The organism is Agrobacterium sp. CG674 (genome assembly GCF_053521645.1).
Genome location: NZ_JBNWDZ010000006.1, coordinates 174697 through 196580 on the forward strand (window position 1 = coordinate 174697; position 21884 = coordinate 196580).

Sequence of the window (21884 nt, forward strand, 5' to 3'; positions counted from 1 at the left end):
CGTGCCGACGGACCAGCCTTGCGCTGGGTCGGCACGCTGGTCAGCGTAGCTCTACCTCTCGTCGGTATCATCGACAACATCGGCCTGCGGGCGGTCGCCGCCCTTCACGTGCTGCTCCTGCCATGTGCCATCCGCAAGCTGGAAGGAAATATCAGCCTCTTCGCCACCAAGCTCCTGGCGTCGTGCAGCATCATTGGCCGCTTTCAGCGCAGAATCGTGGTCAGGAAACGTCTCCGACCAAACATCGCCAAGCCGGTAAGCATAGCCGCCATCGTGTTCACCAATGTGATAGGTCACTGCCATAATAGTCTCCTTTTGCAAGCACAGGAAAACGCTGCGATGTCAGAGATGTTCCTTCGGGCTTTTTTATCTTACCGGGAATGCGCGGTGGCGACCTCCATTCATGGTCAGAGTCTCACATCCATGGGCGTATCGTCCCGCTCCAGGCAAAATGCATAGGGGCCGGGCATGCCTTTGAGGTCCATGATGCCCAAAACCCGCCGGTCATCGATCCGAGCGAAGTGGTCAAAGATCGGCTTTCCATCATAGGCCATGGTGGCGGTCAAGCGCCCGCGATACTCGACCATCCGAAGTCGAGCCTTGGGCAACCTGGTCTGCAACACCGGCCGCAGAAGGGCCATGGCAAGGCCAAGCACCTGAGAGCGTGGGAAGGGCAATCCCAAGGGCAAAAGCAGAGGATCGACGGCGTAAAGTCCTTTACCGTCGCGCGTGCGGAACAGAAGCGGGTGCACCGCCTCCGGGCTCACAAACAGCTTGCCATACCATCCACTCGGCTCCAGCAGACCATCGAGCCTGTGACCGGTTTTGATCTCAAAACCTCTCCAGCGGCCTTCCATAAACGAAAGATCGACCACCGGCAGCGCGTCGAAACAGTCCAGCACCTGCGCCGCACTCGACTCACGCATCGCAATTATATTTTCAATCATGCTCCGCCCGCCGGTTTGCTTGGTCACAAATCAAATAATATATTTTATTGGGGTGTATGAAGCACAAAAAACCCGCACAAGGCGGGTTCCTGCATTTCATATTGCCGACGCAAGATCCTTGCTCAGATTTCCGGGCAACCACGTTCATTTGCAAAGGTAATCGTGCTTGGGCCGCGACGGGTGAAGCCCTGCACGACAACGCGACGGGGCGTTACGCGCACGATTTCCGGATCACGCAAGCCGGAATCACGGGCTGCGGCACGGGCTTCGCGTTCACCGCATCCACGGCGAGGCGGTGGGCCACGGCGGTCGATGTCGCGGTCGCGAATGACAGGGCGAACGCCATCACGGCCAATTCTGAGCTCCATGTCCTGCGCATTGGCAGGGGCCGTGGTAGCCATGCCAGCCATAGCCATCACCATCGCGAGACCCGACACCTGAATCAATTTAAACATATATCCTCCTGGTGCCTTATGCTGGCACATCAATTTCACGAGGCAATAACGCAGATGTGACCGAATTGTTCCTTGACCCGCAAAGATAGACCGGCGGAAGCCGGTCTATCCTCAAGCAGGTGCATCCGCCGTGAAAGCAGACTGGATCAGCGTTTGGGTGTAATCGGCGGCGGGGTTGTTGAAAACCGCATCCGTCTCACCCTCTTCAACGATCTTTCCGTCTTTCATCACGATCACATAGTCTGAGATCGCCTTGATGACCGACAGGTCATGGCTGATGAAAATATAGGAAAGACCATGCGCAGTCTGGAGGTCGCGCAAGAGATCGATGACCTGCCCCTGCACCGAACGGTCCAGCGCAGATGTCGGTTCATCCAGAATGACCACATCCGGCTTGAGGATAATCGCGCGTGCAATGGCAATGCGCTGACGCTGACCGCCTGAAAACTCGTGCGGATAGCGATTGCGCGCTGCCGGGTCGAGGCCAACCTCCGTCAGCGCCTCAATCGCCCGCTTGTCGCGCTCGGCACGGCTCAATTGCGGTTCGTGCACGTATAGACCTTCGGTGATGATTTCACCCACCGTCTGGCGTGGAGACAGCGACCCATAGGGGTCCTGGAACACCAGCTGAAGCTGGCGGCGCATGGGCCGCATGGCTTTTCTGTCGAGACCCGAAATCTCCGTCTTGCCGAAGAACAGCCGCCCGGTGGATGGGGTCAGCCGCAGCAAGGCACGCCCAAGCGTGGATTTACCGGAACCGGATTCTCCGACAATGCCGATGGTCTGGCCCTGACGCAGGTTGACGGTGACGCTTTCAACAGCCCGGAAGGCGCTTGCCTTGGTGAAGATGCCGCCGGGGATTTCGTAATCCACCGTCACATTCTGGCCGGAGAGAACCACAGGTGCTTGCGCACCAACAGGCGGCTTGTGGCCGCTGGGTTCGGCATCCAGAAGCATCTTCGTGTAGTCCGCCTGTGGACGTTCGAAAATGTCTTCCGTCGTTCCCGTCTCCACAATCTCGCCGCGCCGCATCACAGCAACACGGTCGGCAAAGTGCCGCACGACGCCCAGATCATGGGTAATCAGCACAACGGCCATGCCGAAACGCTGCTGCAAGGATTTCAGCAGATCGAGGATCTGCGCCTGAATGGTCACATCGAGCGCCGTTGTCGGCTCATCCGCGATCAGCAGGTCCGGCTCATTGGCCAGAGCCATGGCAATCATCACGCGCTGGCGCTGTCCACCGGAAAGCTCATGCGGATAGCTGTCGATGCGTCTTTCAGGGTCGGGAATACCGACCAGTTTCAGCAATTCCAGCACCCTCGCCCGCGCTTCCGTCTTGCTGGAACCGCGATGGTGGATGATCGGCTCGGCAATCTGCTTGCCGATCTTGTAAAGTGGATCAAGCGAGGTCATCGGCTCCTGGAAGATCATCGTGACCTTCGCGCCTCTGATACCGTTGAGTTCATCAACCGGAAGGCCAACCAGCTCGCGACCGCGATATTTGGCCGAACCCTGCACACGACCATTGGCCGCCAGCAGCCCCATGATGCCCATCATGGTCTGGCTCTTGCCGGAGCCGGATTCACCGACCACAGCCAGCGTCTCACCCGCTTTTACATCGAGATCGATACCCTTGACGGCGTTCACATCGCCATCCGGCGTTGTGAAATCGACTTTGAGACCGCGCACGGTCAGAATGGTGTCAGATGTCGTATTCATATCAGCGATCCTTCGGGTCGAGCGCGTCACGCAACCCGTCGCCCACAAAGTTCAAGGAAAACAGCGTCAGCACGAAGAATGTCGCCGGGAATATCAGCAGCCATGGGGCAGACTGAATATTCTGCGCACCTTCGGAAATCAGCGCGCCCCAGCTGGTCAACGGTGCCTGAACGCCAAGACCGAGGAACGACAGGAAGCTTTCCAGAAGAATGACCTTCGGCACCACAACCGTCACAAACACAACGACAGGGCCGATGGTGTTGGGAATGATGTGGCGGCGGATGATCTGCCAGTCGGTCAGGCCCAGCGCCTGTGCGGCACCCACGAATTCACGACGTTTCAGAGCCAGCGTCTGGCCACGCACGATGCGCGCCATATCCAGCCATTCCACCGCGCCAATGACGAGGAAGATCAGAATGAAACTTCGCCCGAAGAACACGACCAACACAACGACGAGGAACACAAAGGGCAGCGAATAGAGGATTTCCACAAAGCGCATCATCGCATTGTCGACACGTCCGCCAATATAGCCAGCTGTCGCTCCATAGACGACGCCGATGCCGAGCGACACGAGGCTTGCAAGAACGCCGACCGCAATCGAGATCTGCCCGCCCAGCATGACGCGAACGAGAAGGTCACGGCCATTGCTGTCTGTGCCGAAGAAGAAATATTCGCGGTTCACATCGCCTTCGATTTTCAGCGTGCGACCATCGTCTTCGGTGGCAACGACCGTTGTGTTTTCAAACTCGTTGGCGCGGTCGAAATAACGTGTCGTGCGTGGATCGACCATGTTTGAAGAGGTCACCGTTGCGGTAAACTTCTGCCCTTCGACAGCAAATTCCCGAAGCTCGACCCGTGCCCGCTCAGCCACGCCCTCCATCACGCCCTGGAGACTGCCGGCATCAGGCCGCGCCTCAAGGCTTGGTGGAACCGAGACATAGGACGAGAACACCTGATCATAGGTGTGGGTGAGGAACTGCGGCCCCAGAAACGAAAACAGCGTGATCAGCACCAGCATGACCGATCCGGCCATGGCAGCGGTGTTACGCCGGAAACGCATGGTTGCGAGCTGGAAGAGGCTTCGGCTTTTCACCGAAGGAGAAACGGCTGTTGTGCCGGGGATATCAGTCATGTCTGACCCTCGGATCAAGAAGGCCGTACAGAATATCGACCACCAGATTGAAAACAATGACGAACAGCGCGATGAGAACGACGGTTCCCATGACAAGCGTATAGTCACGATTGATAGCGCCGAGAACGAAATAGCGCCCGACACCGGGAATGGTGAAGATCGTTTCGATCACGGCGGAGCCGGTCAGAAGTGCGGCAGCGCAGGGCGCGAGATAGGAAACCACAGGCAGCATGGCCGCGCGCATCGCATGCACGATAACGACTGTGCGGCTGGGCAGGCCATAGGCCTTGGCGGTGCGGATGTGATCCATCCGCAAGGCCTCGATCATGGAGCCGCGTGTCAGGCGGGCAATCACGGCCAACTGCGGCAATGCCAGCGCAATCATCGGCAAGAGCAGATAGCGCAGCGAGCCATCACCCCAACTTCCGGCGGGCAGAAGACCGAGCAGAACTGCAAAGACCAGCGTCAGAACCGGCGCAACAACGAAGTTCGGCACCGTCACGCCAACCGTGGAAACGGACATCAGCGAGAAGTCGAACAGGCTGTTTTGCCTCAGCGCCGCAAAAGTTCCGGCCAGCACACCGCCGATCAAGGCCAGCAGCAGCGCGTAAAAACCAAGCTCCAGCGAATACGGAAGACCCTTGCCAATCAATTGGGCAACGGTGTTGTCCTTATAGATGTAGCTTGGGCCGAAATCGCCGGTCACGGCGTTCTTCATGTAGATCAGATACTGACGCCACAATGGTTCATCCAGATGATAGGTTCTCATCAGGTTTTCCATGGTCTGCGGTGGCAGAGGGCGTTCAAGATTGAACGGACCGCCGGGGGCAAATCGCATCAGAAAAAAAGAAATCGTGACGACGATAAACAACGTCGGCACGGCGCTCGCCAAACGGCGCAGAACGAAAGATATCATGATAATTCGGGCTCCGGCATGGCACGGCGGCGAAATGCGTCGGGATTTTCACCCAGCCGCAGATATAACCCGTTCTTGAAAACATGTCGCGCAGGCAGGATGCGCGACATGTTTCAGAACCACCGTGGCAGCACTGCTTATTCGGAAACGCTCAGGAAGCGGCTGAGGTGCTCGTTATTGGCATTGTCCTTCCAGCCCTTGACGCGGTTCGAAACCAGCCAAAGGTCAGCCTGCGTCAGGAAAGGCGCAACTGGCTGCTCCCTCATCAGGATGGTTTCTGCCTCGTGCAGGATCTTGTTGCGAGCAGCAGCGTCTTTTTCTTCATAAGACTTCTTCATCAACGCATCGAATTCAGGATTGTTGAATTTTGCGTAGTTGAAGGTCTTGTTGGAAGACACGGACAGATTGAGGAAGTTTTCCGCATCCGCATAGTCGGCAACCCAGCCGGCACGGGCAACGTTAAACTTGCCGCCTTCCTGCAGGTAGCCATAGTGCGAGGCAACGTCGAGGTTCACAAGCGACACATTGGCACCAAACGTGGTCTTCCACATATCGGCAACGGCAGTCGCAACGCGCTCATGGTTGGGGTTGGTGTTGTAACGAATTTCGACGGACAGCGGCTTGCCGCCTTCGCCATAACCGGCTTCTTTCATCAGCTTCACGGCTTCGTCTTCACGGTCGAGCTGCGAAAGTGTGGCGAAGTCTGCCTTGGCAGGCTCACCATAGCTGCCCATGCCGGGCGGAACCATGGAGTAGGATGGCAACTGCGAGCCGCTATAGATTTCCTTGGCAAGGAAGTCACGGTCTACGGCCATGGAGAGCGCGCGGCGAACGCGAACGTCGTTATAGGGCGCTTCACGCGTATCGAAGGTGTAGTAATAGGTCGCCAGCGTCGGAGAAACGTGGACCTGCTCGCCATAGGACTTGCGCAGACGATCCAACTGATCAGCCGAGAAGTTGTAGGCGAGGTCCATTTCCTTGGCTTCGAAACGGCGCACAGAAGCGGCCTGATCGTCGATCGGGTAGAAAATGACCTTGTCGATCTTGGTGTTCGCAGCGTCCCAGTGGTTCGCGTTTTTCACAACCGTCAGGCTATCATTGGGAACATGCGCCTGCAGCGTATAGGCACCGTTCGAAACCATCGTGCCTGGCTTGACGAAGTCCGCGCCGTTCTTCTCAACGCTTGCCTTGGAAACAGGGAGTGCGGTCTGGTGCGCGAGCAGTTCGAGCAGGAACGGCGTTGCACGCTCAAGTGTGATTTCCAGCGTCTTGGCGTCAACAGCCTTCACGCCAAGTTCTTCAGGCTTGGCTTCGCCCTTGTTGATCTTTTCGGCATTCTTGATGGGGTAGAGAATATTTGCGTATTTCGCGGCTGTCTTCGGATCCTCAACACGCTGGTAGGAGAACACGAAGTCCTCGGCGGTCACAGGCGTGCCGTCAGACCATTTTGCGTTTTCGCGCAGCTTGAATGTGTAAACCGTGCCATCGTCAGACAGCGTCCAGCTTTCCGCCGCGCCGGGGATGATCTTGCCATCCGCGCCATAGATTGTCAGGCCTTCATAGAGATCTTTCAAGATAAAGGCTTCAATGTCGATGGAGGTCTGGGCCTGATCGAGCGTCTGCGGCTCGCCGGAATTGCCACGGTGCAGAACGGTTTCTGCGAGAGAAGGAGTTGCGCCAATCAGGATCGAGCCTAGCAGGAGTGCGGCCCGCGTTGTTGTTTTTATAGATTTCATTTTTTTAATTTCCCCATAAAGTGTGAGAACCCGCAAACAATGACAAATCCGCCTGACGCGCAACCCCAATATTTATCAGGCGGACAATTTAACGGGTTTATAACCCCTTAGATTGTGGAAAACCTGCGCGAAATGCCCCGCTCCCCCGCTTTCGTTTTCTCAAAAAATGAAATAAAACGAAACTTTATCGATATTGCCGGGTAGAAGCCTTCATGATGTTCTCATCGCGCCAACTTGATATCATCGAGCTTGCAAAATCCGAGGGCAAGGTCAGCGTGGATGATCTGGCGTCACGATTTTCGGTGACGGCGCAGACAATCCGCAAGGATCTGAACGACCTTTGCGAGGCGCGTGCGCTCACGCGCATCCACGGCGGCGCTATTTTTCCCAGCAGCACGGAGAACGTGAAATATGAGGCGCGACGCTCCATTGCGGCCACTGAAAAACAGGCGATAGGCCGCGCAGCAGCGGAACTCATTCCGGCAAAATCATCGCTTTTCATCAATATCGGCACCACCACGGAGGCCGTTGGCGAAGCCTTGGTGGACCATCAGGAACTGATGGTGATTACCAATAATATCAACGTTGCCAACAGGTTGAGAATATTCTCAGGCATCGAGGTCGTCATTGCCGGTGGCGTGGTGCGCGGCACCGATGGCGGCATCGTGGGAGAGGCGGCTGTTGATTTCATCCGCCAGTTCAAGGTGGACTATGCCGTCATCGGCGTTTCCGCCATCGACAAGGACGGCGCACTGCTGGATTACGACTTCCGGGAAGTGAAAGTCGCACAGGCCATCATCGCCAATGCGCGGCACGTCATTCTCGTATCGGATTCAAGCAAATTCGACCGCACGGCACCCGTCAGAATTGGCCATCTATCGCAGGTTCACACCTTTATAACAGACCACTGCCCCTCTGCATCGGTCAAGGCCATCTGTCGCGAAAACGACGTCCGGTTGATCGAAACCGAAAACCAAACGAAGCCGAATTGAGTTGCGAACATTCGTTTGACATTCGCTTTCTTTTCATTTTAACTCTGATTAAGTTCGGATTTAAAGAGAACAAGCGGCGCATAGTCGCATCAGGGAGAATGCAGTGACTGAGAGCGCTGTCCGCGATATTTTCGTGATCGGTGGTGGCATCAATGGATGCGGAATCGCGCGTGACGCTGCGGGCCGTGGCTATTCCGTGACGCTTGCCGAGATGAATGATTTCGCCTCCGGCACGTCTTCTGGCGCGACCAAGCTCATTCACGGCGGCCTTCGTTATCTCGAACATTACGAGTTCCGGCTGGTGCGCGAGGCCTTGATGGAGCGCGAAGTGCTCTGGGCCATGGCGCCACACATCATCTGGCCCATGCGTTTCGTTCTGCCTTTCCACAAAGGCGGCATTCGCCCGGCATGGCTCATCCGTCTCGGCCTTTTTCTCTACGACCATCTGGGCGGCCGCAAGCTGTTGCCCCCTACCAAATCTCTCGACATGCGCCGCGATCCCGCTGGAAAGCCGCTGAAGCCGCTGTTCACCAAAGCCTTCGAATATTCCGATGGCTGGGTGGATGACGCCCGCCTCGTCGTGCTGAATGCGCGTGATGCAGCAGACCGGGGCGCGGATATCATGAGCCGCGCCAAGGTTACATCTGTGCGCCGCGATGGCGGATTGTGGAATATCGACGTGAAGGATACGGCGAGCGGGGCGATCAAGACTGTTCAGTCCCGCATGCTGGTCAACGCGTCCGGCCCATGGGTGGATAATGTCCTGTCCAATGCGGCGGGCAAGAACCAGGTTCACAATGTGCGTCTGGTTCAGGGCAGCCACATCATCGTTAAGAAGAAGTTCAACGATGTCAGGGCCTATTTCTTCCAGAACCCTGACAACCGCATCATCTTCGCCATTCCCTATGAAACGGATTTCACGCTGATCGGCACCACGGACCGCGACTACACAGGCGATCCTGCCGATGTGAAGATCAGCGGCGAGGAAACCGATTACCTCTGCAACGCCGCCAGCGAATATTTCGCTGAACCTGTCACGAAGGACGACATCGTCTGGACCTATTCGGCAGTGCGTCCGCTGTTTGATGATGGCGCATCCAGTGCGCAGGAAGCCACGCGCGATTACGTGTTGAAGCTTGAGGGCACCGATGGTGCAGCACCACTTCTGAATGTGTTCGGCGGCAAGCTCACCACCTATCGCCGTCTGGCCGAACATGCGCTGGAAAAAGTGGCGGAAGCCATTGGCGACAAGGGCAAGCCTTGGACGGGCAAAAGCTCGCTTCCGGGTGGAGATTTCGCAGCCACTGGCTACGAGACTGAGGTAAATAAGCTCAAGGCAAAATACAGCTTTCTTTCAGATCGTCAGGCGCGCAGACTGGTGCGTCTCTATGGAACGAAAGCACACGCGATCCTCGGGAATGCGGCCAGCATGGAGGCGCTCGGCCAGCATTTCGGAGGCGATCTTTACGAGCGTGAAGTCGAATGGCTGATGCAACAGGAATGGGCCAGAACCAGCGAAGATGTGCTGTGGCGCAGAACCAAGCAGGGCCTGCATTTTTCTCGCGAGCAAGCTGCCGCACTGAACGACTATATGGCAACGAACGCCGCCTGAACCATGCCCGCAGGGGCATAAAACACTGACATTGAAGCAGAATCTTGCAGGTTGGGAGGCCTCGGGAACGCATGCTGGAATTACGCAATATCGCAAAGATGGTGGGTGGTGAGTACCATATTCACCCCACAAATCTGACCCTGAAGCGGGGCACATTGAATGTGCTCTTGGGGCCGACGCTATCTGGAAAAACATCGCTGATGCGGCTCATGGCTGGTCTGGACAGACCGACCGGGGGACAGCTTCTGTTTGATGGAGCGGATGTGACGGGCAAGCGCGTGCAAGACCGCAGCGTGGCCATGGTCTACCAGCAGTTCATCAATTATCCCGCGCTCACCGTTTATGAAAACATCGCCTCCCCGATGCGCATTGCCAAGAAGGACGCAGCGACCATCGACCGGGAGGTGCGCCGCGCCGCCGAGATGCTGCGGCTGACGCCCTATCTCGACCGCACGCCGCTCAACCTCTCCGGTGGCCAGCAGCAGCGCACAGCCCTTGCCCGCGCCATCGTTAAAAATGCCAGCCTCGTTCTGCTCGATGAGCCGCTGGCCAACCTTGACTACAAATTGCGCGAAGAGCTGCGTGAGGAACTGCCCAAGATATTCGCTGAATCCGGCGCGATCTTCGTCTACGCAACGACAGAGCCATCCGAGGCCCTGCTTCTGGGCGGCAATACCGCGACCATGCATCAGGGCCATGTCGCCCAGTTCGGCAGCACTATTGATCTTTACAGAAACCCGGTCGATCTTGTCTCGGCAAAGACCTTTGCCGATCCACCGCTCAACATCCTGCCGCTGACCCGCTCCGGCGCGTCCTTCCTTCACAATGGCGAAGCTGCCTTTCCAGTCCCGGCCCATCTGTCTGATGTAGCGGAAGGTCCTGTCACGCTCGCCTTCCACCCGCACCATCTTTACCCGGCACCAAGCAATGACGGCGCTACTGCAAAGCTCGGTGCGAAGACGCTGATTTCGGAAATTGCAGGTTCGGAGAGCTTTATCCATCTCAATTATGCGGGCAACCGCTGGGTCATGCTGACACGCGGCATTCTGGATATCGAGCCGGATCGCGAGATTGATGTCTACCTCGATACCCGCCATCTGATGGCGTTCGATGCAACGGGGCGCTCCCTTGGCGCCCCGCAACAAGCAGCCGCGTGAGGAGAAGAGACCATGGCACGCATCAGTCTCGACCATATCCGCCACGCCTACAACGCCAAGGCACGGGCGGCCAATGATTACGCCTTGAAGGAAGTGGACCATGAGTGGAGCGATGGCGGCGCCTACGCGCTGCTCGGCCCCTCCGGCTGCGGCAAGACAACTCTGCTCAACATTATCTCCGGCCTGATCCACCCGTCCGATGGTCGAATTCTGTTTGACGGCAAGGACGTCACAAATCTACCCACGGAACAGCGCAACATCGCGCAGGTGTTCCAGTTTCCGGTCATTTACGACACCATGACCGTTTACGACAATCTGGCATTTCCCCTGCGCAATCGCGGCGTGCCGGAAAACGATGTCGGTCGTCGCGTGAACGAAATCCTCGAGATGATCGATCTCAAGGATATGGCAACCCGCCGCGCCAATCGGCTGACAGCCGACCAGAAGCAGAAGATATCGCTGGGACGCGGCCTTGTGCGCGATGACGTGAACGCCATTCTGTTCGACGAGCCCTTGACGGTCATCGACCCGCACATGAAATGGGTTCTGCGTTCGCAGCTGAAACGTCTTCACAAGCAGTTCGGCTTTACCATGGTCTATGTCACCCATGACCAGACCGAGGCCATGACTTTTGCGGACAAGGTCGTCGTCATGTATGATGGCCAGATCGTGCAGATCGGCACGCCTGCGGAGCTGTTCGAGCGGCCCAGCCACACCTTTGTCGGATATTTCATCGGCTCTCCGGGCATGAACTTCATGCCGGTGGCGCTGGATGGTGCAACGGCCCGTATTGGCGATCAAAATCTGGTTCTGTCATCGGCACCCGGCGTCAAGGCCGGTGCGCGCACGGAGCTTGGCATCCGGCCTGAATTCATCACGCTTGGCCGCGAAGGCATGCCCGTCACCATCAGCAAGGTTGAAGATATCGGCCGCCACAAAATCGTGCGGGCAAGCTTTGCCGGCCATCCCTTGACGGTGGTCGTGCCTGAGGATGGCGATATTCCATCCGAACCGCATGTCAGTTTCGATACCAAGGCCATAGGCATCTACGCCGATAGCTGGCGCGTTGGCATGGAGGCCTGACCATGGAAAAAACAGTCAACAACAAGGCATGGCTGCTGCTCATTCCCGTCCTCGTGCTCGTTGCCTTTTCCGCCATCATCCCGCTGATGACGGTGGTCAATTATTCGGTTCAGGACACATTCGGAAACAACCAGTTCTTCTGGGCCGGAACCGACTGGTTCATGGAAATCCTGCATTCGCCCCGCTTCTGGGATGCGTTGATGCGCAACCTGATATTCTCCTTTGTCATTCTGGCAATCCAGATTCCGCTCGGCATCCTGATTGCGCTGAACATGCCCAAAACCGGCCTTGGCGTCCCCGTCTGCCTCGTGCTCATGGCCCTGCCGCTTCTCATTCCGTGGAACGTTGTCGGCACCATCTGGCAGGTCTTCGGGCGCGTCGATATCGGCTTTCTCGGCCATTACCTCTCCATGCTCGGCGTCGATTACAACTACACGCAGGACCCTGTGGATGCCTGGGCAACCGTCATCATCATGGATGTCTGGCACTGGACGAGCCTTGTCGTGCTGCTGTGCTATGCCGGTCTGGTATCTATCCCGGATGCCTATTATCAGGCGGCGCGCATTGATGGCGCATCCCGCTGGTCGGTCTTCCGCTATATCCAGTTGCCGAAAATGAAGCGCGTGCTTCTCATCGCCGTGCTGCTGCGCTTCATGGATAGCTTCATGATCTACACCGAACCCTTCGTGGTCACCGGCGGCGGCCCCGGCAATTCCACCACCTTCCTGTCCATCGATCTCGTGAAGATGGCGGTCGGTCAGTTCGATCTGGGGCCAGCGGCGGCCATGTCGATCATCTACTTCCTGATTATCCTTGCCCTGTCCTGGATCTTCTACACCGTCATGACCAACAGCGACGAACAGGCTTGAGAAAGGAGATTATCATGAGCAATTCAAAGTCCATTACACGCTTCTCCTTTCTGATCCCAACGATCTACATCCTGTTTCTGCTGCTGCCCATCTATTGGCTCGTGAATATGAGCTTCAAGGAAAACGGTGAGATTCTCGGTGCCTTTTCGCTCTGGCCGCAGAACCCGACGCTGCGCAACTACACCGTCATCTTTACCGATCCGGCCTGGTATAATGGCTATATTAACTCCATCATCTACGTGGCGATGAACACGGTGATTTCTGTCGCCGCCGCCCTGCCCGCAGCCTACGCGTTTTCGCGGTATCGCTTCCTGGGCGACAAGCACCTGTTCTTCTGGCTGCTGACAAACCGCATGGCACCACCCGCTGTGTTTGCGCTTCCCTTCTTCCAGCTCTATTCCGCATTCGGATTGATCGATACGCACATCGCTGTGGCCATTGCCCACTGCCTGTTCAACGTTCCGCTGGCGGTCTGGATTCTCGAAGGCTTCATGTCCGGCGTGCCGAAGGAAATCGATGAAACCGCCTATATTGACGGTTATTCCTTCCCGCGCTTCTTCGTGAAGATCTTCATGCCCCTCATCGCCAGCGGCATTGGTGTGGCAGCCTTCTTCTGCTTCATGTTCTCTTGGGTCGAACTGCTTTTGGCAAGAACGCTGACGACAACGGCCGCAAAGCCGATTGCCGCCACCATGACACGCACGGTTTCCGCCTCGGGCATGGATTGGGGCGTGCTGGCCGCAGCGGGTGTGCTCACCATCATACCCGGCGCACTCGTCATCTATTTCGTCAGAAACTACATCGCCAAGGGCTTTGCGCTCGGCCGCGTCTAACAAGGAGAAGGCCCATGAGTTTTTCCTGGATGGCGTGGACGCTACCCACGGCTTTGTTTTTCTTGACCATTCTGGCGCTTCTGATCGGCATGGCCGTTTGGGAATATATATCGCCCGGCGGCAATCCGCGCGTCGGCATTCTGCGGTTCGAGACAACGCGCGGCGACCGGCTGTTCGTGTCGCTGCTCGGCTCGGCATTCATCCACCTTGGTTGGCTCGGCCTTATCGGCCCCGGCCTTTGGTGGGCACTGGCTCTTTCGGTTGTCTATGCGATTGGCGTGTTCCGCCTCATATAGATCATCGACGGAAATACCGGGCGGAGGGACCGCCCGGATATGGGACTGCAAGCAATCGTAAACATTGGGAGGATGATTATGCGAGCGCATCTATTAGCAACCACGGCAGCCGCGCTGCTGGCACTGACCGGCGTGGCCAACGCCGGGATGAATGAGGCCAAGACCTTCTTGGACAAGGAAGTCGGCGATCTCTCCAGCCTCAGCCGGGCTGAACAGGAAAAGGAAATGCAATGGTTTATCGATGCGGCAAAGCCTTTTGCCGGCATGGATATCAAGGTCGTTTCCGAAACGCTCACCACGCATGAATACGAATCCAAGGTGCTGGCCAAGGCCTTCTCTGAGATCACCGGCATCAAGTTGACCCACGACCTCATCGGTGAAGGTGACGTGGTGGAAAAGCTCCAGACGCAGATGCAGTCTGGCGAAAACATCTATGACGCCTTCGTCAACGACAGCGACTTGATCGGCACCCACTGGCGTTACCAGCAGGCCCGCAACCTGACGGACTGGATGGCGAATGAAGGCAAGGCCGTCACCAATCCCGGCCTCGACCTGAAGGATTTCATCGGCACGAAGTTCACCACCGCGCCAGATGGAAAGCTTTACCAGCTGCCGGACCAGCAATTCGCCAACCTTTACTGGTTCCGGTATGATTGGTTCAACGATGAAAAGAACAAGGCGGATTTCAAGGCCAAGTATGGCTACGACCTTGGCGTTCCCGTCAACTGGTCTGCCTATGAAGACATCGCCGAATTCTTTACCGGTCGTGAAATCAACGGCAAAAAGGTCTATGGCCATATGGACTATGGCAAGAAAGACCCATCGCTTGGATGGCGCTTTACCGATGCCTGGCTTTCCATGGCTGGCAACGGTGACAAGGGCTTGCCAAACGGCCTACCGGTCGATGAATGGGGCATCAAGGTCAACGAGAAGTCCCAGCCGGTCGGCTCTTGCGTCGCACGCGGTGGTGATACCAACGGACCAGCGTCCGTCTACGCCATCCAGAAATATCTCGACTGGTTGAAGGCTTATGCGCCTCCAGCAGCCCAAGGCATGAACTTCTCCGAATCCGGTCCCGTTCCGGCGCAGGGCGAAGTGGCCCAGCAGATCTTCTGGTACACGGCCTTTACGGCTGATGCGGTCAAGAAGGGCCTGCCTGTGGTAAACGAGGATGGCACGCCGAAATGGCGCATGGCCCCCTCCCCGCATGGCGTCTACTGGAAGGACGGCATGAAGCTCGGCTATCAGGACGTGGGTTCCTGGACATTGATGAAATCCACCCCTGACGATCGCGCCAAGGCCGCATGGCTCTACGCGCAGTTCGTGACCTCGAAGACCGTGGACCTGAAGAAAAGCCATGTCGGCCTGACACTCATCCGCGAATCCTCGATCAACCACGAAAGCTTCACAAAGCGCGCCAAGGATCTCGGCGGCCTGATCGAGTTCTATCGCTCGCCAGCTCGCGTTCAATGGTCCCCAACCGGCACCAACGTTCCTGATTATCCAAAGCTGGCACAGCTGTGGTGGCAGGCCGTTGGTGATGCATCCTCCGGAGCAAAGACAGCTCAGGCGGCGATGGACTCGCTTTGCGCCGAACAGGAAAAGGTCTTGCAGCGTCTGGAACGTGCTGGCGTTCAGGGCGAATTCGGACCGAAGCTCGCCGAAGAGCACGATCTCGAATACTGGAACAAGGACGCCGTTTCTAAGGGCAACCTTGCACCCCAGATGAAGGTCGCCAACGAAAAAGAAAAGCCGATGACCGTCAACTACGACGAACTGGTCAAGAGCTGGCAGAACTAGGTCTGCTGAATTGAATGATGCCGGGGGCGGTTCGCTGCCCCCGGTTTTTTTGTGCCACCAACTCCACCAGCCCACCATTCAACCAACCATCCCACCTCCGTCAACCCTCGGGCTTGTCCCGAGGGTCTGCTGCCGTTCAATTAGACTTCGACGTGGGCTTTCAAAAACTCAAAAGCCGAAGGCGAATCCATCGCCTCCGGCTTTTGCTTTTCGCAATCTGCCTCATAAGACCACCACTGTCGTAAACGACGAGCCGTGGTTAGATCCTCGGGACAAGCCCGAGGATGACGGTGGTAGGGATAAGGCTTGCAGCAGTTACCACGTAGCGATGCGCGCCCTATCACACACTCACGAAATCACGGGATCCAGCGACCCAGATGCATAACGCTTGGCCATATCCCGCAGCGGAATAGGCGTGATCTTCGACGCCTGCCCTGCGGTCCAGAACAGTTCGAACCGCTCCTTGCACAGCTTGGTCATCGCATCACGGGCGGGCTTGAGATATTTGCGCAAATCGAATTCGGAAGGGTCGTCCGCCAAAACCTTGCGGATCTGGCCCGTAATGGCCATGCGGCAGTCCGTGTCGATGTTGATCTTGCGTACGCCGTTCTTGATACCGCGCTGGATTTCCTCGATCGGAACGCCCCATGTCGGTTTGATGGCGCCGCCATAGGCATTGATGATATCCTGCAAATCCTGCGGCACGGTCGATGAGCCGTGCATGACAAGATGCGTGTTCGGCAACTTGTTGTGGATCGCCTCGATCACGTTCATCGCCAGAACGGAACCATCCGGTTTGCGCGTGAACTTGTAGGCTCCGTGGCTGGTGCCCATGGCAACGGCCAGCGCATCCACCTTGGTTTCGCGCACGAATTTCACCGCTTCGTCGGGGTCCGTCAGCAACTGGTCATGCGAAAGCACGCCTTCGGCACCGTGGCCGTCTTCGGCTTCGCCCATGCCGGTTTCCAGCGATCCCAGAACACCCAGTTCACCTTCCACGGAGATGCCGCCGTAATGCGCTGTCGTCGTCACTTCACGGGTCACGCCGACATTATAGTCCCATTCTCCCGGCGTCTTGCCATCGGCCTTCAACGAACCGTCCATCATCACGGATGTGAACCCGGCCTGCATGGCGGTCATGCAGCTGGCTGGCTCGTTGCCATGGTCCAGATGCACGCAGACGGGAATGTGTGGGTAGATTTCCACGACGGCATCCATCATGTGCTTGAGCATGATGTCGTTTGCATAGGCCCGCGCGCCGCGTGATGCCTGCATGATGACCGGAGAGTTTGTCGCATCCGCCGCGTCCATAATGGCCAGCGCCTGCTCCATATTGTTGATATTGAAGGCAGGCACGCCATAGCCGTGTTCTGCAGCGTGGTCGAGCAATTGACGGAGCGTTATTCGAGCCAAGGTGTTTCCCCCAAACGAGTTCTCTTGAGGACGACATCCCTCAACGCCATCCTGTCCTATCCGGACAATTGCTATTATTGGCATGGGAATACCAACTATCCAGCTTTTTTTGACATCCGTCAGCAAAGACTTCGTAATCTAGCTGTCTTGATCCGAAAATGCTGAAAAAGTTACCAGAATGTCAAAACTCCTCAGCTGTCGTGCTTGTGGCAATCTCCGTCGCATTTCGCGTAGGTTCCCGGCAAGGCTTCACGCCATCATCCGCTCAACTTTGCAGAGACAAAGACAGGGGCAACCCCAAGCGGCAGGCTTGCTCCTTTAAAAGCGTCGCTAATAAAGGGAACAGATATGAAGACATTGCTTGCATCAACCTGTCTGGTGTTCGGTTTGCTGGGAACCGCGCCTTTCGCCAGCGCTGCCGGTTGCGGAAGCCCAACCATCGCCAGCATGAACTGGCAGAGCGCTGAAGTGCTCTCCGCCATCGACAAAATCATTCTCAATGAAGGCTATGGTTGCAGCGCCGAGATCACCATTGGCGACACTGTGCCAACCATCACCTCCATGGCCGAAAAGGGCCAGCCGGATATTGCGCCCGAAGCCTGGGCGGATACGCTGCCGGAAGTGGTCAAGCGCGGCGTGGATGAAGGCAAACTTATCGTTGCCGCAACAGCCCTGCCGGATGGCGGTATTCAGGGCTGGTGGATACCCAAATACGTGGCCGATGCACATCCCGAGATCAAGACTATCGGCGACCTGATGAAGAACCCTAAGCTTTTCCCGAATGCGGAAAATCCGGACAAGGGCGCCATCGTCAACGGCCCGCAGGGCTGGGGCGGCACGGTTGTCACAGGCCAGCTTTTCAAGGCATACGGAGCTGAAAAAGCTGGCTTTACCCTCGTCGATAGCGGCTCTGCGGCCGGTCTCGATGGCTCGATTGCCAAGGCTTACGAGCGCAAGCAGCCATGGGCCGGCTATTACTGGTCGCCAACCGCCCTCCTCGGTAAATACGAAATGGTAAAGCTTGAGGCGGGCGTTGCTGCCGATCCAGCCGAATGGAAACGCTGCAACACGGTTGCCGATTGCCCAGACCCCAAGCCCAACGCCTGGCCGGTGGACAAAGTCGTGACGCTGGTCGCCAAGCCTTTTTCCGAAAAGGCAGGGCCTGAGATCATGGATTACCTCAACAAGCGCCAGTGGAGCAACGCCACCGTCAACAAGCTGATGGCGTGGATGACGGACAACCAGGCGACGGGCGAAGACAGCGCCAAGCATTTCCTCAAGGAAAGCCCCGATATCTGGACGAAATGGGTGTCTCCAGCCGCTGCGGAAAAGATCAAGGCTTCGCTCTGACGGCTTTCCCTGCTGCCTGAACACAAGACGGCAGCCACGCAAATGGACGTGCGGCAGGTAAATCCTGTCGCATGTCGCCGCGATAACAGGGGAAAGGCATGGACTGGTTTTACAAATTTCCGCATATGGATGACGAAACGCTTCGCAATCTGAAAAAGATGATCGATGACGGTTTTCGCGAGTTCACCCGCGCCTGGGGCGCCAGCATCGAAAGCTTTTTTTCACCGCTGCAACAATTTCTGATCTGGGCCGAGCGTTTCATGACGCAGACACCTTGGCCGGTCATCATACTTATCATTTTAGGCATTGCATGGGCCGGTAGCCGCAGCCTTAAAATCGTGGGTGGCTGTCTCTTCACACTTCTGGCCATCGGCTATTTCGATATGTGGATGGACACGATGCGGACGATCTCGATGATCTTCGTCTGCACGGTTCTGTCCATCGCCATCGGTCTTCCCCTCGGCATCGCCATGTCGCATTCCAATCGCGTCCAGCGGGTGGTCAATCCCATACTTGACGTCATGCAGACCATGCCGAGCTTCGTCTACCTCATACCGGTCGTCATGCTGCTCGGCATTGGTCGCGTTCCAGGGCTGATCGCCGTGGTCATCTACGCCATTCCGCCGATGATCCGCCTGACCAATCTCGGCATCCGGCTGGTGGACCGCGATGTGCTGGAGGCGGCCGACGCTTTCGGCTCATCCGGCTGGCAGAAGCTGTTTAAGGTTCAATTGCCGCTCGCGCTTCCAACCATCATGGCTGGCATCAACCAGACCATCATGATGGCTCTCGCCATGGTTGTCATTGCCTCGATGATCGGCGTGCAGGGGCTTGGCCAACCGGTTCTGAAAGCCATCGCAAACCAGTATTTCACGCTGGGCATCTTCAATGGCTTGGCCATCGTCGGCATCGCCATCATCTTTGACCGCATCAGCCAGGCCTATGGCAAAAGGCTCCAGAAACATCAGGAGATTGCCCATGGCTGAAACGGCTTTTGGCGGCATCACGATTAAAAACCTCTACAAGATTTTCGGCGTCACACCCCATGCCCATATCGAGGCCGTCAGCGCCGGCATGACGAAAACCGAGCTCAACGACAAGCACGGCCACGTCCTTGGCTTGCGGGATATCAATATCGATATTCCCTCGGGCTGCATCCAGGTTATCATGGGCCTGTCCGGCTCGGGCAAATCCACGCTGATCCGCCACATCAACCGGCTGATCGATCCGACGTCGGGCGAGGTGCTGGTCGATGGCGTCGATGTGGTGAAGATGAATGCCACCGAATTGCGGGCCTTTCGCCGCCACCAGACGGCCATGGTCTTTCAGAAGTTTGCGCTTCTGCCCCATCGCAACGTGCTGGATAACACGCTCTACGGCCTCGAAGTGCAGGGCATGGCGCGGGCAAAAAGCGTCGATATCGCCATGCGTTGGCTGGAGCGGGTGGGGCTGAAAGGGTTCGAAAAGCGCTTTCCCAACCAGCTGTCCGGCGGCATGCAGCAGCGTGTGGGGCTGGCGCGCGCCCTTTCCAACGATGCGCCGGTGCTGTTGATGGACGAGGCCTTTTCCGCGCTCGATCCTTTGATCCGCACCGACATGCAAACGGTGCTTCTGGATATCCAGAAGGAGATCAAGAAGACCATCGTCTTCATCACCCATGATCTGGATGAGGCGCTTCGTCTGGGCGACCAGATCGCTATATTGCGGGACGGCGAGGTCATCCAACAGGGAAACAGCCAGGATATCGTCCTGCGTCCAGCAGATGATTATATCGCCAGCTTCGTCAAGGAAGTGAACCGCGGCCGCGTCATCAACGTCGAGGCTGTCATGTCTTCCCCTCCACCTGGCTTTGTGCCTAGTCGCAGCAGGGTCATGGTTGGCACCAATGTCGAAAACGCCATGCACATGCTCGCGCAAAGCGATGAGGAAACTGTAACAGTCATCGATGCTTCAGGCGAGACGGTCGGCCATGTGAGCTTCCGTCAGCTCGCCAGCGCCATCGTCGGTGTACAGGTTGAAGGCACCGCGCATGACGGTGCGGGCGCCATCCGCGCCAAGGCCTGAACAGACTGTTCACAATCGTGGCGATATAATCCCTGGTCGGCGCACTATATGTTTGGCAACGAAACATATGCAGACCAGGTGATATAACATGAAGAAGATTGGCTTTCTGTCGTTCGGTCATTGGGGACCGGGCGCTTATTCCCAGGCGCGTACCGCCAAGGATGTGCTGCACCAGTCCATCGATCTGGCCGTTGCCGCAGAAGAGATCGGGATCGATGGCGCCTATTACCGGGTGCACCATTTTGCGCGCCAGCTTGCCTCGCCCTTCCCGTTGCTGGCAGCAGTAGGTGCTCGCACCACCAAAATCGAAATCGGCACCGGCGTCATCGACATGCGCTATGAAAATCCGCTTTACATGGCGGAAGATGCAGGTGCTGCCGACCTCATTTCGGACGGTCGCCTCCAACTTGGCCTCAGCCGTGGGTCTCCCGAACAGGTGATCGAAGGCTGGCGCTATTTCGGTTATCAGCCGAAGGAAGGCTCAGATGATGCCGATATGGGCCGCAACAGTGCGGAAGTCTTTCTGGAAGTTCTGAAAGGCGAAGGCTTCGCGGAGCCCAATCCCCGCCCGATGTTTCCCAACCCGCCGGGCTTGCTGCGTCTGGAACCTCATTCGGAGGGCCTGCGCGAGCGCATCTGGTGGGGTGCCGGTTCCAACGCCACCGCCGTCTGGGCGGCAAAACTCGGCATGAACCTGCAAAGCTCGACGCTGAAGAACGACGAGACCGGCGAGCCATTCCACATTCAGCAGGCGGCACAGATCCGCGCTTATCGTGAGGCCTGGAAGGAAGCGGGCCACACGCGCACCCCTCGTGTGTCCGTCAGCCGCAGCATCTTCGCGCTGATGGATGACCGTGACCGGTCCTATTTCGGTGGAAGCGGCAAGGATGGCGACAGCATTGGCTATCTGGATGCGCAAACACGCGCCGTATTCGGGCGCTCCTATGCGGCAGAACCGGAGCAGCTGATCAAGCAACTGGCGCAGGATGAGGCCATTGCCGAGGCCGATACGCTGCTACTCACAATCCCCAACCAGCTGGGCGTCGATTACAATGTGCATGTCCTCGATTCCATTCTGAAACATGTCGCGCCCGCACTCGGCTGGCGGTAATGTTCAGGCCCTCGGCATCCAGTCTGAATGCCGAGGGCCAATGTTTATTCGGCAACATCCATCACCAATCCCTTGGTCAGCTCCAGCGCCTGACGCTCGAACAGGCCGCGATAGATGCCACCCTTTTTCTGGATGAGGCTGGCATGCGTCCCCTCTTCCGCAATGTTGCCGTGGCTGAACACCAGCAGCCGGTCCAGCGACCGAACCGTGGAAAGGCGGTGCGCGACCACAAGCGTCGTGCGCCCCTGCATCAACCGTTCCATCGCGGTCTGGATCAGCATTTCCGATTCCGAATCCAGACTTGATGTCGCCTCATCCAGAATGAGAATTGGCGCATCGGCCAGAAATGCCCGCGCAATGGCAATGCGCTGGCGCTCTCCGCCGGAACCCGCCCTC

Annotated in this window: 20 protein-coding genes and 1 pseudogene; 12 read left to right on the plus strand and 9 right to left on the minus strand. The window is 57.2% G+C overall.

The genetic code is table 11. The features are described 5' to 3' along the window. Window positions 1-51 precede the first annotated feature (51 nt). The 7 genes from ACQZ51_RS17205 to ACQZ51_RS17235 form a co-directional block, all read right to left on the minus strand. Window positions 52-303 carry a hypothetical protein gene (locus ACQZ51_RS17205; RefSeq protein WP_448779039.1) on the minus strand — a complete coding sequence of 84 codons (252 nt, stop codon included), beginning with the start codon at window positions 301-303 and terminating at the stop codon, window positions 52-54. A 104-nt stretch (window positions 304-407) separates the two neighbouring features. Further along, window positions 408-947, minus strand: a complete 540-nt coding sequence (locus tag ACQZ51_RS17210; RefSeq protein WP_448779041.1) for a DUF4334 domain-containing protein — start codon at window positions 945-947, stop codon at window positions 408-410. A 122-nt stretch (window positions 948-1069) separates the two neighbouring features. Then, a complete protein-coding gene (locus ACQZ51_RS17215; protein WP_448779226.1) occupies window positions 1070-1369 on the minus strand; it encodes a hypothetical protein in 300 nt (99 codons plus the stop codon). A 144-nt stretch (window positions 1370-1513) separates the two neighbouring features. Continuing rightward, window positions 1514-3124: an ABC transporter ATP-binding protein gene (locus tag ACQZ51_RS17220; RefSeq protein WP_448779043.1), complete on the minus strand. Its 1611-nt coding sequence runs from the start codon at window positions 3122-3124 to the stop codon at window positions 1514-1516. Between the two features lies 1 nt (window position 3125). Further along, a complete protein-coding gene (locus ACQZ51_RS17225; protein WP_448779045.1) occupies window positions 3126-4256 on the minus strand; it encodes an ABC transporter permease in 1131 nt (376 codons plus the stop codon). Then, window positions 4249-5172, minus strand: coding sequence for an oligopeptide ABC transporter permease OppB (gene oppB / locus ACQZ51_RS17230; protein WP_112501497.1), 924 nt, complete (start codon window positions 5170-5172; stop codon window positions 4249-4251). Before oppB ends, ACQZ51_RS17225 begins: the two co-directional genes overlap by 8 nt. A gap of 137 nt (window positions 5173-5309) precedes the next feature. Beyond that, window positions 5310-6908 carry a peptide ABC transporter substrate-binding protein gene (locus tag ACQZ51_RS17235; RefSeq protein ID WP_448779048.1) on the minus strand — a complete coding sequence of 533 codons (1599 nt, stop codon included), beginning with the start codon at window positions 6906-6908 and terminating at the stop codon, window positions 5310-5312. A gap of 212 nt (window positions 6909-7120) precedes the next feature. Here ACQZ51_RS17235 and ACQZ51_RS17240 point away from each other — a divergent pair, with 212 nt between their 5' ends. From ACQZ51_RS17240 to ACQZ51_RS17275, 8 genes are all read left to right on the plus strand, one after another. Continuing rightward, window positions 7121-7900 (plus strand): DeoR/GlpR family DNA-binding transcription regulator, encoded by a 780-nt coding sequence (locus ACQZ51_RS17240; protein WP_448779050.1) that lies wholly within the window; start codon window positions 7121-7123, stop codon window positions 7898-7900. Window positions 7901-8003: 103 nt separating this feature from the next. Further along, entirely contained in the window at window positions 8004-9512 is a 1509-nt protein-coding gene (gene glpD, locus ACQZ51_RS17245) for a glycerol-3-phosphate dehydrogenase (RefSeq protein ID WP_448779052.1), read from the plus strand. 71 nt (window positions 9513-9583) lie between these two features. Further along, window positions 9584-10669, plus strand: coding sequence for an ABC transporter ATP-binding protein (locus ACQZ51_RS17250; RefSeq protein WP_448779054.1), 1086 nt, complete (start codon window positions 9584-9586; stop codon window positions 10667-10669). Window positions 10670-10681: 12 nt separating this feature from the next. Further along, window positions 10682-11752 carry an ABC transporter ATP-binding protein gene (locus ACQZ51_RS17255; RefSeq protein ID WP_243257848.1) on the plus strand — a complete coding sequence of 357 codons (1071 nt, stop codon included), beginning with the start codon at window positions 10682-10684 and terminating at the stop codon, window positions 11750-11752. A 2-nt stretch (window positions 11753-11754) separates the two neighbouring features. Further along, entirely contained in the window at window positions 11755-12621 is an 867-nt protein-coding gene (locus ACQZ51_RS17260; RefSeq protein WP_192066236.1) for a carbohydrate ABC transporter permease, read from the plus strand. A 14-nt stretch (window positions 12622-12635) separates the two neighbouring features. Further along, the gene (locus tag ACQZ51_RS17265; RefSeq protein WP_409233748.1) at window positions 12636-13454 is read left to right on the plus strand and encodes a carbohydrate ABC transporter permease; all 819 of its coding nucleotides are present in this window, start codon (window positions 12636-12638) and stop codon (window positions 13452-13454) included. Between the two features lie 14 nt (window positions 13455-13468). Further along, entirely contained in the window at window positions 13469-13750 is a 282-nt protein-coding gene (locus tag ACQZ51_RS17270; RefSeq protein WP_448779057.1) for a DUF2160 domain-containing protein, read from the plus strand. A gap of 78 nt (window positions 13751-13828) precedes the next feature. Continuing rightward, on the plus strand, window positions 13829-15550 hold the full coding sequence (locus ACQZ51_RS17275; protein WP_448779059.1) for an ABC transporter substrate-binding protein: 1722 nt from the start codon (window positions 13829-13831) through the stop codon (window positions 15548-15550). A 348-nt stretch (window positions 15551-15898) separates the two neighbouring features. Here ACQZ51_RS17275 and fba read toward each other — a convergent pair whose 3' ends face one another. Next, on the minus strand, window positions 15899-16963 hold the full coding sequence (gene fba, locus ACQZ51_RS17280) for a class II fructose-bisphosphate aldolase (protein WP_448779061.1): 1065 nt from the start codon (window positions 16961-16963) through the stop codon (window positions 15899-15901). A gap of 348 nt (window positions 16964-17311) precedes the next feature. Here fba and ACQZ51_RS17285 point away from each other — a divergent pair, with 348 nt between their 5' ends. From ACQZ51_RS17285 to ACQZ51_RS17300, 4 genes are all read left to right on the plus strand, one after another. Beyond that, the gene (locus tag ACQZ51_RS17285; protein ID WP_448779063.1) at window positions 17312-18313 is read left to right on the plus strand and encodes an ABC transporter substrate-binding protein; all 1002 of its coding nucleotides are present in this window, start codon (window positions 17312-17314) and stop codon (window positions 18311-18313) included. A gap of 98 nt (window positions 18314-18411) precedes the next feature. After that, window positions 18412-19299 (plus strand): ABC transporter permease, encoded by an 888-nt coding sequence (locus ACQZ51_RS17290; RefSeq protein WP_448779065.1) that lies wholly within the window; start codon window positions 18412-18414, stop codon window positions 19297-19299. Next, window positions 19292-20377 (plus strand): quaternary amine ABC transporter ATP-binding protein, encoded by a 1086-nt coding sequence (locus tag ACQZ51_RS17295; protein ID WP_448779067.1) that lies wholly within the window; start codon window positions 19292-19294, stop codon window positions 20375-20377. Before ACQZ51_RS17290 ends, ACQZ51_RS17295 begins: the two co-directional genes overlap by 8 nt. Before the next feature lie 88 nt (window positions 20378-20465). Then, a complete protein-coding gene (locus tag ACQZ51_RS17300; RefSeq protein WP_448779069.1) occupies window positions 20466-21488 on the plus strand; it encodes an LLM class flavin-dependent oxidoreductase in 1023 nt (340 codons plus the stop codon). A gap of 44 nt (window positions 21489-21532) precedes the next feature. Here the strand turns inward: ACQZ51_RS17300 and ACQZ51_RS17305 are convergent. Continuing rightward, window positions 21533-21874, minus strand: a pseudogene (locus tag ACQZ51_RS17305) (ATP-binding cassette domain-containing protein); the annotation flags it as partial. Window positions 21875-21884 lie beyond the last annotated feature (10 nt).

Bases quoted from the DNA above. Each gene is read 5' to 3' on its own strand.
- ACQZ51_RS17205 (WP_448779039.1), bottom strand. From the start codon at position 303: ATGGCAGTGACCTATCACATTGGTGAACACGATGGCGGCTATGCTTAC.
- ACQZ51_RS17210 (WP_448779041.1), bottom strand. From the start codon at position 947: ATGATTGAAAATATAATTGCGATGCGTGAGTCGAGTGCGGCGCAGGTG.
- ACQZ51_RS17215 (WP_448779226.1), bottom strand. From the start codon at position 1,369: ATGGTGATGGCTATGGCTGGCATGGCTACCACGGCCCCTGCCAATGCG.
- ACQZ51_RS17220 (WP_448779043.1), bottom strand. From the start codon at position 3,124: ATGAATACGACATCTGACACCATTCTGACCGTGCGCGGTCTCAAAGTC.
- ACQZ51_RS17225 (WP_448779045.1), bottom strand. From the start codon at position 4,256: ATGACTGATATCCCCGGCACAACAGCCGTTTCTCCTTCGGTGAAAAGC.
- oppB (WP_112501497.1), bottom strand. From the start codon at position 5,172: ATGATATCTTTCGTTCTGCGCCGTTTGGCGAGCGCCGTGCCGACGTTG.
- ACQZ51_RS17235 (WP_448779048.1), bottom strand. From the start codon at position 6,908: ATGAAATCTATAAAAACAACAACGCGGGCCGCACTCCTGCTAGGCTCG.
- ACQZ51_RS17240 (WP_448779050.1), top strand. From the start codon at position 7,121: ATGATGTTCTCATCGCGCCAACTTGATATCATCGAGCTTGCAAAATCC.
- ACQZ51_RS17250 (WP_448779054.1), top strand. From the start codon at position 9,584: ATGCTGGAATTACGCAATATCGCAAAGATGGTGGGTGGTGAGTACCAT.
- ACQZ51_RS17255 (WP_243257848.1), top strand. From the start codon at position 10,682: ATGGCACGCATCAGTCTCGACCATATCCGCCACGCCTACAACGCCAAG.
- ACQZ51_RS17260 (WP_192066236.1), top strand. From the start codon at position 11,755: ATGGAAAAAACAGTCAACAACAAGGCATGGCTGCTGCTCATTCCCGTC.
- ACQZ51_RS17265 (WP_409233748.1), top strand. From the start codon at position 12,636: ATGAGCAATTCAAAGTCCATTACACGCTTCTCCTTTCTGATCCCAACG.
- ACQZ51_RS17270 (WP_448779057.1), top strand. From the start codon at position 13,469: ATGAGTTTTTCCTGGATGGCGTGGACGCTACCCACGGCTTTGTTTTTC.
- ACQZ51_RS17275 (WP_448779059.1), top strand. From the start codon at position 13,829: ATGCGAGCGCATCTATTAGCAACCACGGCAGCCGCGCTGCTGGCACTG.
- ACQZ51_RS17285 (WP_448779063.1), top strand. From the start codon at position 17,312: ATGAAGACATTGCTTGCATCAACCTGTCTGGTGTTCGGTTTGCTGGGA.
- ACQZ51_RS17290 (WP_448779065.1), top strand. From the start codon at position 18,412: ATGGACTGGTTTTACAAATTTCCGCATATGGATGACGAAACGCTTCGC.
- ACQZ51_RS17295 (WP_448779067.1), top strand. From the start codon at position 19,292: ATGGCTGAAACGGCTTTTGGCGGCATCACGATTAAAAACCTCTACAAG.
- ACQZ51_RS17300 (WP_448779069.1), top strand. From the start codon at position 20,466: ATGAAGAAGATTGGCTTTCTGTCGTTCGGTCATTGGGGACCGGGCGCT.